Raw genomic sequence first — 16,695 nt, forward strand, 5'->3', positions numbered from 1 at the left:
CCACGCCCGTCGGCGTACCCCTCATTCGGCATGCATGCCGACAGGTTGACGTGAAGCCCCCGGCGCATGCGGAATATCCCGAGGCCCCGCCCCCAGCGCGTCCGCGCACAGTTGGGCGAACCAGCGCACGCCCGGCAGGATCAGGAGCCAGCCCAGCAGGGCCCAGCCCAGGTGCAGGTGGCCGAGGAGCCGTGCCAGTGCGGCGATGCCGTCGGCCCGGACCGTGCCGTCGGCCGACTCGTAGGTCATGCGGCGCAGGCGGCGGGGGTGGTGTTCGGCGGGGACGAGGTCCAGGGCGACGGGGCGGCGGGCGGCGACCCAGCGGCCGAAGCCGCTGCACGGGCCGCAGCTCTCGGCGACGTAGAGCCGGGCCGGGGCGGTGCCGGACCAGGGCCGCAGGCGGGGCAGCCAGGGACGGACCGCGGCCCGGTAGCGGGTCCATGCCTCGCCGTGGAGTGCGCGCAGTCCGGCGTTCTCGTGCCAGTCGGCGAGGCCCGCGGAGTAGGCGAAGCCGATGACCGCCGCGGCCAGGAACCGCCAGTCCCGGGTGACCAGGGCGAGCACGGTGTGGACGAGGACGATGGCGAGCTGCATCGGGTTGCGGACGTACGCGTACGGGCCGCTGGTGACGATCCTGTTCGGCGGGTCGTACGGCACCGGGGTGCCGCCCCCGCGCTGGACGAACTCCCGTAGCGCGACGACGCCCAGCAGCACGGGCGGCGCGAGGAGTTGCAGGGCGAGCGCGATCCCGGCGTCGGTGTCCGGCAGGTCGGGCCGGACGAGGACGAGCGGGAACCCCACCATCAGCGCGGCGCAGAGCACCAGCTGCAGGCCGGCGCGGGCGACGAGCCGTCGGCGGCGCAGCGTCCAGCGGGCGAACAGCAGGCCCGGGACGAGGACGACGGCCACGCAGAGCGCCTCGCCCAGCAGCCAGTCGCCGCCGAGCCGGACGACGGGGGCGGCGAGCGGCATCGCGACGAGGTCGAACCAGGCCAGTCCGGCCACGACCAACGGCAGCGGCAGGCGGTCGGCGCCCGCCAGGACGGGCAGGACGCCCCACAGCAGGACCCAGCCGAGGAGCAGGTCTAGGGGAAGCCCGGCGGCGGTGCCGCCCTCGGCGCGGAAGGTCCACCAACCGGCGTGCACGGCGAGGAGGTTGACGACGGGCAGCCAGACGGCGTTCCAAAGGCCGGCCAAAAGCGCGGCGCCGATGGTGCGCCGGGCGGGCGGGCGCAGGGCCGCCGCGGCGCCGGTCGCGAGGAGCGGGCCGAAGAGGCAGGCCGCGCGGATGAGCGCCGGGTCACCGCCGCGCATCGTGACCCCGGTCCGCGGCTGCCGACGTCCCGGCGGCAGTCGCCTTTGAAGCGGCGGGGGTTCCGTGGTCTCGGACGGTACGGGCCGGAGTTCCGTGATCCCTGACAGCACGGGATGCTGCTCCGTGGTCCCCGACCGCACGGGAAGCGGCTCCGTGATCCCCGACCGCACGGGAAGCGGCTCCGTGATCCCCGACCGCACGGGAAGCAGCTCCGTGATCCCCGACCGCACGGGAACCGGTTCCGTGGTCCCCGACGGTACGGGTCGAGGCGTGGTGACGCCCTCCGTCGTCGCCCCGGGTGCTGGGGTGCCCGTCGGCGCGGGGCGGAGCGGCGGAGAAGGTGTCCGAGAGGTAGGCGGCGGCCTGTTCCATGCCGTACTGCTGGATGGGGCCGAAGTACCAGCTCGGGTCATAGGTGCGGCGGTAGTTGAGGTTCCAGGTGACCCGGGTGCGGTTGCCTGCCGCGGGCCGCCAGGTGACCTCGGCGGAGCGGAGGTCGAGCCAGCGGGCCAGGGTGGTGTCCTGCCGGACGCCGAAGACCACCCGGCCGGGCCCCCGCTCGTCGACGACCAGCCGCATGGAACGCGGGGTGGGGTGGGAGCCGATGCCCAGGGACTTGCGCGGGGTGAAGGTGACGGTCCGGTGCGCGCCGATGCCCAGCCCGGTCCCCTCGGCCTTCAGCGGGCGGGGGAAGGCGAACTTGAGGAAGGTGGGCCGGGGCGCCGCGTAGCGGGGCCGCTCGGCGAGGGCCATCTGGAACTGCTGGGGGCTCACGGCGACGGTGCGGGTGACGGACGCGGAGCTGTCTCGCGGGAGCTCGTACGCTCCGGTGCCCTCCAGGGCGAGCAGAACCAGCAGCGGTATGCCGGCGAAGGCATGGGCCCGCCCGCCCTTCCCCCGGCGACGTCGGCGGTCGACGGTCAGTCCGATGGCCACCGCCAGCAGGTAGAAGAGGGGAGCCGCGAAGACCAGGCAGACGACGCCTTCACCGAGCAGTGGTCCGGACAGCGCCAGTCCGATGGTGACGGAGGCGAGCGCCGTGCCGGTGGCGCTCTTGGGACGGGTGCCGAGCGCCACGGCCAGCGCAATGAAGGCCGGCAGGCCGACGTAGAAGAGGGCCGTCTGCTCCAAGTGACCCGCGTGGAGCACCTTGTAGAGCAGCATCGCCGTGAAGAGCGCGGCCAGCACCCCGGCCAGCCGCCGGCGGGCCCGGGTGATCCGGGGTTGTTCGTTCCGTTCGTCCATCAGTTCCACCCCTGTTCGGCATCGCCGGTCGTCACGACACGGCGGCGACTTCTTCACCAACCGATTTAATCACTCGATTAAACCGTATGATGAATCCAGGCGAGAGGATGGTCAATGACGGCGGACACCAAGGGCCGGCTGATCGAGGCGGCGACGGCGGTACTCAAGGCGCACGGGTACGGCGGGACGAGCGCGCGGACGATCGCGAAGGAGGCCGGCGTCAACTCGGCGCTGGTCTTCTACCACTTCGGCGGGGTCGACGAGCTGCTGCTCGCCGCGCTCGACCGGTCGTCCGCGGAGCGGATGGCGCTGCACGCCGAGACGGTGGCCGAGGTCCGGACCCTGGAGGACCTGGCCGAGGCGGCCACCCGCATCTACCGCGACGACCTCGACGGCGGACACATCACGCTCTTCTCCGAGCTGGTCGCGGCGGCGGTGGCCAAGCCCGAGCTGCGGGAGCCGGTGTCGCGGCGGGCGGAACCCTGGCTGGCGTTCATCGAGGAGACCCTGGAACGGGTGATCGGCGGCACCCCGCTCGCCCGGCTCACCCCGCCGAAGGACCTGGCCAACGCCGCCATCACGTTCTACCTCGGGGTGAACCTCTTCACCGTGCTGGACGAGGACCGGTCGCGCACGGACTCCCTGTTCGCGATGGTCCGCCGACTGGCCCCGCGCGCCAAGCTGCTGACGATGCGCCTGCCGGTACGGCGCAAGGGGACTCCTAAGGCGCAGTGAGCCGCGGGGGACGACCGGGGGACGGAACGCGGGCACCGGCCGTGGCGGGCGCGGATCCACGGGGCCCGGCACCTGGGCACGTCGCGTCCGGAGCGCCACCGGCCGGCCAGAAACCGTCCGCGAGGGCTTCCGCATCATGGCCGAGGCCTCGCCGACCTGACGTGAGCCCCTGCCAGGGTCCGAGCCATGCCCCTCTGGGTGAGTCTGCGGTCAGCTCGGCATCATGCGGACGAGTGAGTTGCGCAGGCGGGTGCGTTCGCTGGTCATGAAGCGGTGCAGGTGCCGGGAGGCGAAGGCGGTCCGTTGCGCGCTGCGGCGGCGTTGCGCGTCGTAGGCACGGAGGGCGGAGGGCAGGCCGGCCGGGCCGTGTTCGGCGACGGCACGTGCCAGGGCCTCCGCGTCGAGGATCGCCGTGCACGCTCCCTGGCCCAGGTTGGGCGTCATGGCGTGCGCCGCGTCACCGACCAGGGCGACGCTCCCACCGTGCACAAACGTCGGCAGGGCGGGGAAGAGGTGCCGCATCTCGTAGCGGATCCAGGTGGACGGGTCGGTCTCGGCGAGGATCCGCGGGACGGGGTCGTGCCAGCCCTCGAAGTGCCCGCTCAGTTCGTCGGCGGTGGTGGCCTCGGGCACGGTGGTGTACCAGTTCGTACGGCCCGGCTCGATGGGCGTCATCCCGAAGAACCGGCCCTTGCCCCAGGTCTCCCCGCAGATGCCGCTCTCGAAGTCGGCGATACCGATCCAGGCGACCGTTCCGACGTGCCGCGGGCGGCTGCGCCCGCCGAAGCACGCGGCGCGCACGGTGCTGCTGATTCCGTCCGCGCCGACCACCAGATCGTGCGCGGCGACCAGCGCCTCCACCTCCGAGATGTTCCTGCCGAGTTCGACCGGCACGTCCCCGAAGGCGTCCAGCTGGGCCAGCAGAGCATCGATCAGATAGGGCCGGGAGATCAACAGCTCGGGCCGGCCGGCTCGTCGCTCGATCCGCTCCAGCGGCAGGCTCGCCAGCACCTTCCCCGCCGGGGTGCGGATCCGCGCGCCCCGGTAGGGAACCGCCCGGCCGCGGAGCGCCTCGCCCGCCCCGAGCCGGTCGAGCGCGCCCTGCGCGGTGGGGTGGAGGCCGAACGCGGTGCCGTACCGCTCCAGCTCCGTCCGCCGCTCGAGGACCGACACCGCCCACCCGGCGCGGCGCAGCCCGATCGCCGTTGCCAGCCCACCGACTCCCGCTCCCACGACCACCGCGGTTCCGGTCATGCGCCCTCCCCCGGCTCGTCCGGGCCTTGCACCCGGCCACCACACTTGTGGTACCATGCCTGGGGCATGACTACCCGGCACCCCGCAACGGGCAGCCGCCGCCCTCTCCCGGCCCGCGGTCCGGTCGGTGGCCACGAGCCGTAGGGCGGCCTCGCCTGCGCGGTCGCGGATCTCGGGGGGCGAGGGCGCCGCGCAGGACGAGCAAGCCGTCGCGGTCGAAGGCGAAGCTGGAATACGCGATACCTGAAAATGCGACCTCACCAGCCCCGAGGCCGGTCTCGAAACACCGGGATCAGGAGGTAACGCGGAGCGTCAGTTCGCGAAGCCGGCGGCCGGTGGTAGTGATGTCGTATCGGCGCGCGTTATGGAGAGCCGCCTTGGCCAGGGCCTTGCGCCGAAGGAAGTCCCGGCCCATCTCGTCTAGAGCCACGGCCAGCGAGCGCGCGTCGCCAGGAGTGTAGGGAACGCCAGCCCTCCCGAGGATTTCCCTCACACCGGGAAGATCGGAATAAGCAACCGGAAGTCCGTGGGCTTGGGCCTCAATGAGGACGAGCCCGAAGGCCTCCAGACCTCTGGTCGTGAAGACGAAGGCGTCGAAGTTCAACAGGCGGCGCGACAGTGCGGCGCGGGACAGGAACGGATCGAACTGAACCCGGTCCCGCAGCCCGAGTTCGATAGCCCGCTGTTCCAGATACTCCCGTAAGATCCCTTGGCCGATCACGGTCAAGTGGTGCGGCTGATCGGTTAAAGCGAGGGCTTCGACGGCGGTGATCGTGGATTTGTTATCGTCCAGACGACCGGCGTGCACCAGAGACAGCGGTCCGGTTCCAGTAGGCGGTTGATCGCGGACCCGGACATCGCTCAAACGGATACCCCACGGGATGACGGTGAGTCGATCGGTGAACCGGCGTCCGGTAAGACGGTCGATGCGGTCGGCGAGGGCGAAGGTCGGGGCGACGATCGCGGCGCTTGCGGCAGCAACTTCATTCATGACCTCGCGTTCCGATGCGCTGCGCTCGGCAACCATCACGTCGGGGCCGTGGGCGAGGGCGATGATCGGGATGTTGCCAGCAGTTCGGGTGAAGGCCAGGCTGAGAGCGAACCCGAGGTACTGGGCGTGAATAGCATTCGGCTGGATCTTCTCGATGAGCGCACCGACCTCACGCGTCAACTCGTCAACGTAAGGGGCGAAGTCCGGACCGTGAGGGCGTTTCGTCGTGGAGAGGGTGATCAGCTGATCAAACGCAGCCTTCCAAGCCTGATCGACCGGCGCCCTGCCCAGGAAGGTCGTGCGAATTTCAGGCATCGCGCCGTAGAGATCGTTGGCGAGGATCATACTCCCGGACGAAGGCACGGAGCTGCGGTTGATGCCGGTCAAGATTTTCAGGAGTTTGGCGGTCATGCAGAAACGCCATTCATCGACAACCGTGGGGCGAGAATTGCAGATCGACCTCTCAGTGCCAACTCGACTCGTGAATCATCGGTGGTGTTCTGCAGCTCGCGCTCACGGGGAGGCGCCCACCACGACGCCAGGTGTGGCGTGAAGACGGCCATGACCTCCTCAGCCGGATGCAAATAACCCTTCCTGTCCTGTTCTGCCGTCCACACCCTGACTGACGATCGGGGGTAGACGGGATTGATTCCAATCTCTCCCTTGGGGAGGATTCCATTGAAGGGAGTGGGTATTCCCTCACTGTTCCAGTAGTCCCACGCCTCAAGAGCCTTAGCTTTCTCGAAGCAGTGGTACAGCTGCTGGTAGCGGGGCATGTACCGGATCTCACGGAAGATCATCTGGCCGATCAGTCCAGGCGCGGCTTTCTGGATCGTACTGAGGTCAGCGCCCTGGAAGGTTACCGATGCCGCGTCCTGGGATGGGTGCAGCGCGGTCCGGACGAACAGGTGGGACAGTCGTCGCCGGACGTACTCGGCGACTCCCGGGCCGAGAGCCGGTTCTATGCCTTCGGTCAGCTGGACGAGCCGGTGATGGCGCGGATTGAAACGGGCCAGGTCGAACAACCGGTCCATGCCATCCACGGCGGCGAAGGCGAGTCGTTTGTAGAGCCAGTTGTTCAGCTCTCCCGCCTGGGCATGGGTCTTGGTCTCCGGAGTAACGGAGTGGAGCATCAGGTATTCGGACAGAACCTCGAAGTACAGGTAACCGAGGAACGGCACGTGGGCCACGGCGCCGGACAACTGGTCGATGAACTCGGGTGCGGGAGTGGTACGCCCGGCGGCGTTGCGCAGGGCGACGTCGAGGAACACGGCCGCGGCGCGCAGCCCGGCCAGCACGGCGCGGTCGAGCTGGTCGCTCTCGGCCGGGGTGAGGAAGCTCTGGTAACGCAGGTATGTACGCAGGTGGATGGCACCGAGATGCAGGTAGTCGACGCCCTTGGGCCGGATCGGTGCATCCGGGGCAACCTCGAAGATCATGGGCGCAGTGGAGGGTTTCGTCCGCATCAGGTAGGCGCCGAGGTTGTGTGGGCGCAGTCCCTCGCGCTGACTGGCGAGAGGCGAGCAATACAGGGCCCCGACCAGGCATCCGGTAGAGACGTGCAACTCCCGGCTGGTGCGGATGGCGTCGATGTCCTTGGTGGTGTGCAGCAGGTACATCGGCTGTCCGCTGACGAGCGCTTCGGTCATGGCGTTGTGTCGCATCAGCCAGCCGTTGGGGGTTGAGCGTTCCAGGTAGTGGCGCCAGTCGCTCTCGCTTTCGGCCAGCGAGGCAGGGATTTGACGCTGCGCGGGCATGGTGTAGTCCGTGTGGGCGTATTCCCATTCGTCGCGCAAGAGAAGCTCCTGGGGATGGAAGATCGGCAGCGGGGCACGGGATTTCGAGGAGCTAGAGAGTCTCGACGTTCGCCCCGGAAAGGCGATTTCGGCAGTCGAGAACATAGGTCGCGTATTTCTGGATCATCGCGAGGTCGAATCGAGTGTGGTCCATGAGGAGCACCACGGCATCGGAGGCCGTGATCTCCTCCGGGCTCGCATCGACCCGGGGCACGTTCAACTTGATGTCGTCGCCGTCCGGGATGTTGGGGTCGGCGCCGCGGACCGTGGCGCCGAGGTTGATGAGAAGTTCGGCAACACGTGGCGAAGGTGAATTGCGTAGGTCGGTGGCGTTGTATTTGTAGGTCAGACCGAGCAGCAGGATTCTGGATCCTTTAACGGTCATACCGCGCTTGTCGAATGCTTCCACGAGACGCCGGACGACGTAGTCGGGCATGTGCCGGTTCACGTCGGCGGCGAGTTCCGCGAACCGGAAAGGGATGCCAAGCTCCTGCTGGGCCTTCCATGAGAGGAACATCGGATCAACGGGCAGGCAGTGCCCGCCAACCCCCGGCCCCGGGGTGAACCGCGTGAAGCCGAAAGGCTTGGTCGCGGCGGCGTCGATCGCCTCCCAGATGTTCACGCCGAGGGGAGCGGCCAGCATCGCCATCTCGTTGACCATGGAGATGTTGACGAACCGGAAGCTGTTCTCGATCAGCTTGGCCATCTCGGCGACCTTGGTCCCGGATACCGGTACCGTGGTCTGAAAGATGCTGTCGTAGAAGCCCTTGATCGCATCGAGTGATTCGTCGTTGATTCCGGACACCAATTTCGGCGTCCCGTCGAACGACCACCGCTTGTTTCCCGGAGCGATGCGTTCGGGACTGAATCCGGCCAGGAGGTCCACTCCGCCGTTGAGGCCCGAGGTCTTCTCCAGGATCGGCAGCAGCAGTTCCTCGGTGGTGCCGGGATAGGTCGTGGACTCCAGGACAACCGTCGCGCCGGGGCGAAGGTACTCGCCCAGGGTCCGGGCGCAGGACTCGATGTAGGTCAGGTCGGGCACGCCGTCCCGCAGCGGGGTCGGCACGGTGATCACCGCGATGTCGAAGCCGGCCAGCGCGGCAGCGTCGGCCGTCGCGGAGTAGGTCCCGGAGTCCAGCACTGCGCGCAGCCGCGAGGAGTCCACGTCCGCCATGTAGGACTGGCCGGCGGCAAGCTGCTGGACGCGGTGCGTGTCCACGTCGTAGCCGACGACATGGTGACCCACCTCTGCGGCGCGTACAGCCAGGGGAAGCCCTACGTAGCCCTGACCAGCGACAACTGTCTGCATGGCAGCTCCTACTCGATTGCGGTGCTTGAATGGACTGTGGTTCCTGGTCTGGCAAGGAGAAGCGCTGTGCCCCTGGTGTCTGTCGTGATGCCCGTGTACAACTCGGCTGCCACCCTCGGCGCAGCCGTCCGATCGGTGCTCACGCAGACTCACAGCGACCTGGAGCTGCTGGTCACCGACGACCAGTCCTCCGATGGCTCCATGGACCTGCTCCGCGAGTTCGCCGAGCAGGACGAGCGCGTCCTGCCGGAGTCGGCACCTGAACGGGGCGGTGCCGGCCGGGCCCGCAACCTCGCGATCGAGCGGGCCCGCGGGGACTACGTGGCCTTTCTCGACAGCGACGACATGTGGCTTCCGGAGAAGACCGAGAAGCAGCTTGCATTCGCTGCGGAGGCGACTGCGCCTTTGACGTTCACCTCGTACTTCAAGATGGACGCCGACTACGACGGCGAGAGCACCGACTGGGCTCCGAACGGGCGGGTGATCCGTGCGCGGGAGCATGTGGACTACCGCGCGATGCTGGTCCAAGACCACATCGGTGCTCTCACTGCCATGTACGACCGCAATGTCCTGGGCACGAGGCTGATGCCGGAGATGCGCAAGCGCCAGGACTACGCTCTCTGGCTGTCGATCATGCGGGACGGCGCTGACGCCCGGGGCCTGGCTGAGCCGCTCGCGGTGTACAGGGCCCACCAGGCGGGATCGCTGTCCTCCAACAAGCTGTCGCTCGTCCAATACAACTGGGCTCTGTACCGCGAGCACGAGCACCTGTCGGTCCCACGGGCGACGCGGGCGCTGGCTGGCGCTGTGTGGCAGTCGCTGCGCAACTCGCGCATCTAGATCCGTGCACGGGCCCTGGGAGCCCGGTGCGCGACCGTTTCCGGGGGTGCCCGACCGGGCCCCGCCCCGTGGCCCTGCCGCGTGCTCGGGGGCTGGACCCGGAGGCGGGACTCGGTGAGTCACCGGTGCTGTCGGCCGACTATGCGGCCGAGCCGCCATCGGCCCTCGCGCGCAGGAACAACTGGAGGAGCAGCCGCCGGTCGGCGACCGGGACGGTCTCCTGACCGCTGTGGAGCGCCTCCCGCCCGTGCAGGAAGCGGCGCTGGTTCACGATGAGGTAGTCCCCGGGCTGGAGTATGAAGGAGACCTGCCCCCGGACGAGCTCCTGGGCGAGTTCCCTGGCGGCGTCGGCGTGCGCCTGGCCGAGCTGGGACCGCTCCGGCATCTTGGCGGTGAACCGGACGAACCCCTCGCCCGGGTCGGAGCCGTCCAGGATCGGAAACGGTTTGCACTCCTCGCCCACGCCGAACAGGTCGAAAAAGGTCCCGTAGTGGTAGGCCGACTCGGCCAGCAGGGCGCGGCTGTCCTCCGACAGGCGCGCCACCGCAGCGTGGGCGTCGGAGAGGATGCTGGGGCCGCCGCCGAGCAGGTCGGGGCGAACACACAGGAGCGTGGTGTAGTCCGGGGGTAAGGATGCGTTCACCAGGTCCATGTGGAAGGCGTTGTATCCGATGCCGCTGGACTTGCCGGGGTCCTTGTCGACCTTGACCCCGATGTCCTTCCAGAGGGGCCACCGCGGGAACGGCGAGAAGGGGACCGCCACCTCGGCCGCGAAGCCCGTCGCCAGCCGCCGGAGCCGGTCGCCGGTCCGTGGGGCCTTGGCCAGGCTTCCCAGGCGCAGCACGGCGTATCCGCCGCCCTCCCCGGTCAGCGCGTGGCGCAGGATCGCGGCGGTTTCCTCGAACCGCGGGGTGGCCGTCAGCTCGGTCCGGTACCGCTCCATGGTGGACTGAGCCAGGAACGAGCCGTCCAATTCCCAGGGCGGGAGAGAACAGTCGATCAGAGCGGCTTCGAGTTCGCTCGGGATGTCGATGAACACCCGGAGCTCCCTTCTCTCTTGGGGTTCTCGGCGGGGACCAGGGGCAGGCGGACGACGATTCGTTTGCCTCCGGTGGCTAGGTCCGGGACGGCCTCGCCCCGGCCACGGAGCTCCCTCACCAGGGCGTTGACCAAGAACAGGCCGCGGCCCCCGAGGTCGTGGGCAGCCGGTAGGGGATTCGGCTTGAACGGGTGGGCATCCGCGACGGCCGGCACCAGCTCGGCCCCGCCCTCGACGGCGAAGCTGACCGTGGCGGTGGGCGAGAGCACGGCCGCGTGCTGCACCACGTTCGTCACGAGCTCGCTGACGATCAGGCACGCCGTGTCCACGACCTGCTCGGACATACCCCACCGGGCGAGGACTTCGACCGTCTCACGGCGGGCCAGCGGGACGTGCTCGGCCGTGGAGATCACTTGGAGGTCGTGGTGCATCGCAGTGCTGGACATCGCGCAGCTCACCCTCTCTCCGGGCGGCAGTTGCCCGGATGTGACTGAAGGTAAGGGCTCCAGCACGCAGGGGTGTTCACCATCGTGAACCCACGGCCCCGAACCAGTTCAGGGCCGACGAGACACCGCCGGAGGAGCGTTCGCGTACGAGGCAATGTGGCTCTGTCGCGTACGGGCTCCACGCACAGGTGTGTACGGGCACTCATGCTCAGCCGCGTGCGACGGTGCGCTCAAACGCGTACGGGCTCATGTCCCCAAGTGGAGGGAGAGGTGTCGCCGGTCAGAGTGACAGGCCGATGCGGTGGGCCAGGCCCCGCAGGTCCCGGGCGGTGTGGGCAGGCAGTTGCCGGTCGGTGAGGAACTCGACGGTGTTCCTCACAGGCGCGTTTGCGTAGATGCGCTGGGGGGCGATCTGCTCGGCGGTCAGCAGGGCCGCGACCGCCTCGACCTCCCGGCCGCGCAGATGGGACAGGGACCGGCCCAGATCGGCATGGAAGGCGGCCTGCCGCCCCGGAGCGTGTTCCAGGGCCTCGGGATGTACCCCGCCCCCGGCCGTGACGGCCTCGCCGTGCAGACCCAAGTCGGTGTTGAGGCTCACCTGGTGGATGCCGACGTTGGTAGGGCCGAAGTTCAGGTGCCAGGCCCGCGTCTCGCCGGTGCGGCCGGCGAGGCTCGCGGCTTCGGCGAGGTGGCCGCGGACTTCTGCGGCGCGGGCTTTCCCGGGCCGCTGCCGGTCCTGGGTCAGAGAGGTGGCGGAGATCAGGTGGAGTTCGCCGAGCAGAGCGTGCGCGTCCGGGCTGGTCAGATGTCCTTCCAGGGTGTTGGCTGCGGCGGTGGCCTGGGCCAGGGCCTGGGCGGGGCTGCCGGCCGACATCAGCACGTGGGTGTGGAAGAAGCCGGAGAGGGCGGAGTAGACCGGGTCGTCCAGTTCCACGATCGCCTCGGACGCCCGGGTGACCGCGATGAACGCCAGGTCGGTGTAGCCGAGGTTCTTCAACAGCAGCGTGCACGCCGGGTGGTAGGCATCCGCCAGCAGCTTCAGCAACGCGCGCCGGGCGGCACCGGCAGCGGCCTCGGCAGCGGCGTGCAGGTCGGCCAGCAGCGCGGGCAGACCTGCGGCGAGGGTGCCGTATTCGGCCGCGTGGTAGAGCCGATTGGCCTGCTCTATCCGCTCGGCCAGCACCGCCGCCGGAACCCGGGGTGGGCGGCGGTCCGGCGGGGCGGTCATGGTGATCCCCATCAGCGTCAGCCGCAGGGCCGGGATCGCCTTATGGGCCGCGCTCGCGTGCGGGTCCACCGGGGCGAAGGGCTGGCCGGTCAGCTCGGACGGGGCAATCTGCAGGGCCTCGGCGAAGGCGGCGATACGGCTGGAGCGGTCCAGCAGCCGATGACCGTTCTCCACCATCGACAGGTAGCCGACCGACACCCCGGCCATGCCCGCGAGGTTGCGAAGACTCATCCCGCGCTGGCGACGGGCCGAGCGTAGACGCTCACCGATCCGCCTGGCCTGCTCTTCGTCCAAGAACCCCGCCTCAACTCCCGTGCCTCAGCCGTAGCGTAGGGCGAGCCTCCCGCCCTCAGAGCTCTTTCCCGCCAAGACGGGCGGCATCACCGCAGCCCGGCCCGCTCGGCCAGATCCCGAACCGCCGCGGTCTGAACGCTGGTGCGGTCAACGAGCGCGGCGACCAGGTCCCGGGCGAAGGGGTCCAGCCGCAGCCGCATCGGTGCCACGGCGTCGGCTTCAACGAGCCGAGCCGCGGCCCGGTCGGCGCGGCCCTGACGGGCCTCAGCCGACGCGGCGACCAACAGCAGACCGCAGCGATGAGCGCCGCTGAGCGCTGTCTGGTCCGCCGCGCGGGCGTGGTCGGCGGCCTCGCCGGTGTCGCCGCACTCGGCGGCGACGACGGCGCGGGCCACCACCACCAGGGACGACTCCCGTGCGTCGGTGGCCCGTTCGGCTGCCGTGGCAAGGAGTTGTTCAGCTTCCGGGCGGCGTCCGGCCATGGCCTGGGCGACAGCGGCCAGCGCCGTCACTTCCCAGTCGGCCCCGGCGTCCTCAGCGCGTTCGGCGCGTTCGGCGCGGGCCAGCGCATACTCCGGCAGGCCGAGATCGATCAGCAGCCGCGTCTCCTCGACCAGCACCGGCAGCGATTCGAGCGCGCCGGGGCAAGCCCGGTGCAGCAGCATCCACGCCAGGTCCTTGTAGCCCAGCCGCCGCAGCAGCCCGGCGCCCAGCACATGTACGTCCACGCGCAACCGCACCGCCTCTGCCCGCCCGGGCCCCGCAGCGGTGGCCATCGCACGATCGGCCGCTTCGATCAGCTCCGGCAGCGCGATCGCGAGATGGCGCTCATCGCCCGCAGCATCGGCCCGTGCGGCGGCCCGGGTCCGTTCCGCCAGCTCTTCCACCGGCACGCCGGGGGCCATGTCAACCTGTCGGCGGACCAAGAGGCGCCGCAGGTGGAAGGCGACCGCCCGCACCGCCGCGTGCTCCTCCCCGCGTGGCGGGTAGGGCTGACCGGTCAGGTCCGCGACATCCAGCCGCAAGGCGGTGGCCAGCGCTGCCAGCCGGCCGCGTCGGTCCATCCACTCTCCGCCCGTCTCCAGCCCGGCGAGGTAACCGAACTCCAGACCGGTGCTGGAGGCGAGGTCATCCCGGCTCAGTCCCCGGCGGCGGCGCCAGGCGGCCAGGCGGGCCCCAATCGGGCGCCAAGCGGCCGTCTCGTCCAGCTCGCGCATCACCAGATTGCTCGCATACCCATTCGCCTGAACCGCGTGCTCTGCCAAGGCAAGGGCCCGTCCCTCTCGTTCAGGGGGAGGATCAGGTCCCCCGCGTCGGGCCGCCTATGCCTGTCGCGCGACACATTAGGCACACCGGTGAAGGCAACGCGACCAGGCAGGTGACGCGTCCGCTCCACGCCGGTCGACATCCATCTGGCGCGTGCACGCAACCAGTTCGACGCCGGGCAACACGCGACTGCTTGCCCCCACGCCACAGGCGTCCGCGAACTCACCCGGGCCTCGTCCGCTGCCCCCCACCCCGGCTGCCTTCACTCGCGCGATCTCGCCTGATGCAGTTGGATGGCCTCTTTCGTCCAGGCGCACATGCGAAGACGCGGCACCACCTGGGGATCGAACCAATGAAGCATCACGCCTTCGGTGAGGCGGAGCTGGCTCGCGTCCCCGTTCCACCGGCCGCAGAAGACTTGGACGTACCCCTTCACCGCCTGGTCCGGGCCGAGACTTCTCACCACGGTGAAACGCCGCAGGCCGGGGACGGCCAACCCGGCTTCTTCGTTCAGCTCCCGGCGGATCGTGTCTTCCAAGGTCTCCGTGCCCTCGCGGTTCCCGCCGATCACCGACCAGGTGCCCGGATCGCAGATCCCGGGGATGTCGTCGCGCAGATGCAGCAGGTATTCGCCCTCGTCGTTGACGAGCAGGGCGACGGTTCCTCTGATCTCATCGTCGCTCATCCTCGAAGCATGCCGGGCTCTGCGGGCCCGAGCCGTCCGGGCGCCGTCCGGCTACGCGCGCCCCGCACCGAGCGCGGCCGCCCCCGCCCGCCCCACTCCCCCGACCGACGACCCGGGCCGCCCAGTCCCACCCCGGATTCCCCCAGGATCCCCCGCTCTCCCGGCGTGTCCCCGGCGGCCTCGGGGCTTCCCGGCGCTTCCCATTGACTGACGATAACTTTCGGGCTAAGCGTTTCTTCTTGGAAGTTTCCTTCATTCGCCACGCACCTCCTCTCGGAAGGAGTGCACGTGCATCACGAAGAATCGCCCGGGCCGAGACCCTCCCGGCGGGCCGTCCTGGCCGGTGCCACGGCCGCCACCGCCGCCGCGTCGCTGGCCGCGGGCGGCTCCACCGCTCACGCCGCGGCGCGCCCGCGCGCCGCCGACCGCGAGCGGCTGCGGGCGCTCATCGCCCGGATGAGTCCGGAGCAGAAGGTCGGCGAGCTGTTCGTCATGCGGGTCTACGGGCACTCCGCCACCGCCCCGGACCCCGCCGACGTCGCGCTGAACCAGAAGGAGATCGGCGTCGCCAACGCCGCCGAACTGATCGCCAAGTACCACGTCGGCGGCATCATCTACTTCGCCTGGGCGCACAACACCCGCGACCCGCACCAGATCGCCGAGCTGTCCAACGGCATCCAGCGGGCGGGGCTCGGCCGGGCCACTGGGGTGCCGCTGCTGATCTCCACCGACCAGGAGCACGGCGCGGTCGCCCGGATCGGCGCGCCCGCCACGCTGCTGCCCGGGGCGATGGCCCTCGGCGCGCACGCCTCTCGGTCCGACGCCCGTGCCGCCGCGCGGGTCGCCGGGGCGGAGCTGGCCGCGATGGGGATCCGTCAGGACTACGCGCCGGTCGCCGATGTGAACGTGAACCCCGCCAACCCGGTGATCGGCGTCCGGTCCTTCGGCTCCGATCCGCAAGCCGTCGCCCGGCTGGTCGCCGCCCAGGTGCAGGGCTACCAGCGAGCGGGAGTGGCGGCCACCGCCAAGCACTTCCCCGGCCACGGCGACACCTCGACCGACAGCCACTACGGCCTGCCGCTGATCACCCACAGCGCCGAGGAGTGGGAGCGGCTGGACGCCCCGCCGTTCAAGGCCGCCATCGCCGCCGGCATCGACTCGATCATGACCGCACACATCCTCTTCCCGGCGCTGGACCCGGCCGACGACCCGGCGACCCTCTCCCGGCCCATCCTCACCGGCATCCTGCGGGAGAAGCTCGGCTACGACGGCGTGGTGGTGACCGACTCCCTCGGGATGGCGGGCGTCCGGCAGAAGTACGGCGACGACCGGGTGCCGGTGCTGGCGCTGAAGGCCGGTGTGGACCAGCTGCTCAACCCGCCGGACCTGCCCGTGGCCTGGAACGCCGTGCTCAAGGCGCTCCGGGAGGGCGAGATCAGCGAGCAGCGGATCGACGCGTCCCTGCTGCGCATCCTGGAACTCAAGTACCGCCGGGGGCTGTTCGACGACCCGTACGTCACCCGTCAGGACGTGGACCGGACGGTCGGCACGCGGGCGCACCGGGCCACCGCGGAACGGATCGCCGAGCGGACGACGACACTGCTGGTCAACGAGCGGAAGCTGCTGCCGCTCTCCCGCCGCCGGCAGCGGAACGTGCTGGTCACCGGGGTCGACCCGGCCGCCCCCACGGGCACCGGCGGCCCGCCGACCACCGTGCTCGCCACGGCCCTGACCGAACTGGGTTTCACGGCGACCGGGCTGTCCACCGGCACCGGCACCAAGCCCGACCCGACGCAGGCGGCGATCGACGCGGCGGTCGCGGCGGCGCGGGGGCGGGACGCGGTGGTCGTGCTGACGTACAACGTCACCCGGCCGAAGGACAGCGGGGCCCCCTCGCAACGTGCGCTGGTGACGGCGCTCGTGGGGACCGGGGTGCCGGTGGTGCACCTGGCCCTGCGCAACCCGTACGACATCGCCCAGCTCACCGGCACGGGGCTGGGCGCCTCGCTGACCGGCTACTGCTGGACCGATGTGGATCTGCGGGCCGCCGCCCGGGTCATCGCGGGGCGGGCCTCCCCCTCGGGGCGGCTCCCGGTGCCGGTGCCCCGGGCGGACGACCCGGCCCAGGTGCTGTACCCGCTGGGCCACGGACTGTCGTACTGAAGCCTTCGCACTGAGGCTCTCGTACTGAGGCTGTCGTACTGACGCCGTCGTACTGACCGCTACGGCGCGCCCCCGGCGCACCCCCTCCC

Annotated in this window: 14 protein-coding genes; 3 read left to right on the forward strand and 11 right to left on the reverse strand. The window is 70.2% G+C overall.

What is annotated here, in order from left to right; all coding sequences use genetic code 11:
* Positions 1–21: 21 nt before the first annotated feature.
* Entirely contained in the window at positions 22–1,314 is a 1,293-nt protein-coding gene (locus tag AC3EQ1_RS18620; RefSeq protein ID WP_432095442.1) for a methyltransferase family protein, read from the reverse strand.
* Positions 1,301–2,560 carry a hypothetical protein gene (locus tag AC3EQ1_RS18625; protein ID WP_432095443.1) on the reverse strand — a complete coding sequence of 420 codons (1,260 nt, stop codon included), beginning with the start codon at positions 2,558–2,560 and terminating at the stop codon, positions 1,301–1,303. Before AC3EQ1_RS18625 ends, AC3EQ1_RS18620 begins: the two co-directional genes overlap by 14 nt.
* Positions 2,561–2,674: 114 nt before the next feature.
* Between AC3EQ1_RS18625 and AC3EQ1_RS18630 the strand changes: the two genes are divergently transcribed.
* A complete protein-coding gene (locus AC3EQ1_RS18630; protein ID WP_432095444.1) occupies positions 2,675–3,295 on the forward strand; it encodes a TetR/AcrR family transcriptional regulator in 621 nt (206 codons plus the stop codon).
* Positions 3,296–3,505: 210 nt separating this feature from the next.
* Here AC3EQ1_RS18630 and AC3EQ1_RS18635 read toward each other — a convergent pair whose 3' ends face one another.
* From AC3EQ1_RS18635 to AC3EQ1_RS18650, 4 genes are all read right to left on the reverse strand, one after another.
* On the reverse strand, positions 3,506–4,549 hold the full coding sequence (locus AC3EQ1_RS18635; protein ID WP_432095445.1) for an FAD-dependent oxidoreductase: 1,044 nt from the start codon (positions 4,547–4,549) through the stop codon (positions 3,506–3,508).
* Positions 4,550–4,841: 292 nt separating this feature from the next.
* The gene (locus AC3EQ1_RS18640) at positions 4,842–5,951 is read right to left on the reverse strand and encodes a glycosyltransferase family 4 protein (protein WP_432095446.1); all 1,110 of its coding nucleotides are present in this window, start codon (positions 5,949–5,951) and stop codon (positions 4,842–4,844) included.
* Positions 5,948–7,336: a hypothetical protein gene (locus tag AC3EQ1_RS18645; protein WP_432095447.1), complete on the reverse strand. Its 1,389-nt coding sequence runs from the start codon at positions 7,334–7,336 to the stop codon at positions 5,948–5,950. Before AC3EQ1_RS18645 ends, AC3EQ1_RS18640 begins: the two co-directional genes overlap by 4 nt.
* A 52-nt stretch (positions 7,337–7,388) precedes the next feature.
* On the reverse strand, positions 7,389–8,645 hold the full coding sequence (locus AC3EQ1_RS18650; protein ID WP_432095448.1) for a nucleotide sugar dehydrogenase: 1,257 nt from the start codon (positions 8,643–8,645) through the stop codon (positions 7,389–7,391).
* A gap of 66 nt (positions 8,646–8,711) precedes the next feature.
* Here AC3EQ1_RS18650 and AC3EQ1_RS18655 point away from each other — a divergent pair, with 66 nt between their 5' ends.
* Positions 8,712–9,485, forward strand: coding sequence for a glycosyltransferase family 2 protein (locus AC3EQ1_RS18655; protein ID WP_432095449.1), 774 nt, complete (start codon positions 8,712–8,714; stop codon positions 9,483–9,485).
* Between the two features lie 139 nt (positions 9,486–9,624).
* Here the strand turns inward: AC3EQ1_RS18655 and AC3EQ1_RS18660 are convergent, their stop codons facing one another.
* From AC3EQ1_RS18660 to AC3EQ1_RS18680, 5 genes are all read right to left on the reverse strand, one after another.
* The gene (locus AC3EQ1_RS18660) at positions 9,625–10,524 is read right to left on the reverse strand and encodes a TauD/TfdA family dioxygenase (protein ID WP_432095450.1); all 900 of its coding nucleotides are present in this window, start codon (positions 10,522–10,524) and stop codon (positions 9,625–9,627) included.
* Complete coding sequence (locus tag AC3EQ1_RS18665; RefSeq protein WP_432095451.1) at positions 10,485–10,970, reverse strand: ATP-binding protein; 486 nt, start codon at positions 10,968–10,970, stop codon at positions 10,485–10,487. The genes AC3EQ1_RS18660 and AC3EQ1_RS18665 overlap by 40 nt, the downstream gene beginning before the upstream one ends.
* A gap of 280 nt (positions 10,971–11,250) precedes the next feature.
* Entirely contained in the window at positions 11,251–12,492 is a 1,242-nt protein-coding gene (locus AC3EQ1_RS18670) for a helix-turn-helix domain-containing protein (protein WP_432095452.1), read from the reverse strand.
* An 86-nt stretch (positions 12,493–12,578) separates the two neighbouring features.
* Positions 12,579–13,709, reverse strand: a complete 1,131-nt coding sequence (locus AC3EQ1_RS18675; protein ID WP_432095453.1) for a helix-turn-helix domain-containing protein — start codon at positions 13,707–13,709, stop codon at positions 12,579–12,581.
* A 311-nt stretch (positions 13,710–14,020) separates the two neighbouring features.
* Positions 14,021–14,443, reverse strand: a complete 423-nt coding sequence (locus tag AC3EQ1_RS18680) for an NUDIX domain-containing protein (protein WP_432095454.1) — start codon at positions 14,441–14,443, stop codon at positions 14,021–14,023.
* 288 nt (positions 14,444–14,731) lie between these two features.
* Here AC3EQ1_RS18680 and AC3EQ1_RS18685 point away from each other — a divergent pair, with 288 nt between their 5' ends.
* The gene (locus AC3EQ1_RS18685) at positions 14,732–16,606 is read left to right on the forward strand and encodes a glycoside hydrolase family 3 protein (RefSeq protein WP_432095455.1); all 1,875 of its coding nucleotides are present in this window, start codon (positions 14,732–14,734) and stop codon (positions 16,604–16,606) included.
* The last annotated feature ends 89 nt before the right edge of the window (positions 16,607–16,695 follow it).

The organism is Streptomyces sp. bgisy100 (genome assembly GCF_057709105.1).

Coding starts and splice junctions, on each gene's coding strand:
- AC3EQ1_RS18620 (WP_432095442.1), bottom strand. CDS start 1,314: ATGCGCGGCGGTGACCCGGCGCTCATCCGCGCGGCCTGCCTCTTCGGC.
- AC3EQ1_RS18625 (WP_432095443.1), bottom strand. CDS start 2,560: ATGGACGAACGGAACGAACAACCCCGGATCACCCGGGCCCGCCGGCGG.
- AC3EQ1_RS18630 (WP_432095444.1), top strand. CDS start 2,675: ATGACGGCGGACACCAAGGGCCGGCTGATCGAGGCGGCGACGGCGGTA.
- AC3EQ1_RS18635 (WP_432095445.1), bottom strand. CDS start 4,549: ATGACCGGAACCGCGGTGGTCGTGGGAGCGGGAGTCGGTGGGCTGGCA.
- AC3EQ1_RS18640 (WP_432095446.1), bottom strand. CDS start 5,951: ATGACCGCCAAACTCCTGAAAATCTTGACCGGCATCAACCGCAGCTCC.
- AC3EQ1_RS18650 (WP_432095448.1), bottom strand. CDS start 8,645: ATGCAGACAGTTGTCGCTGGTCAGGGCTACGTAGGGCTTCCCCTGGCT.
- AC3EQ1_RS18665 (WP_432095451.1), bottom strand. CDS start 10,970: ATGTCCAGCACTGCGATGCACCACGACCTCCAAGTGATCTCCACGGCC.
- AC3EQ1_RS18675 (WP_432095453.1), bottom strand. CDS start 13,709: ATGCGCGAGCTGGACGAGACGGCCGCTTGGCGCCCGATTGGGGCCCGC.
- AC3EQ1_RS18680 (WP_432095454.1), bottom strand. CDS start 14,443: ATGAGCGACGATGAGATCAGAGGAACCGTCGCCCTGCTCGTCAACGAC.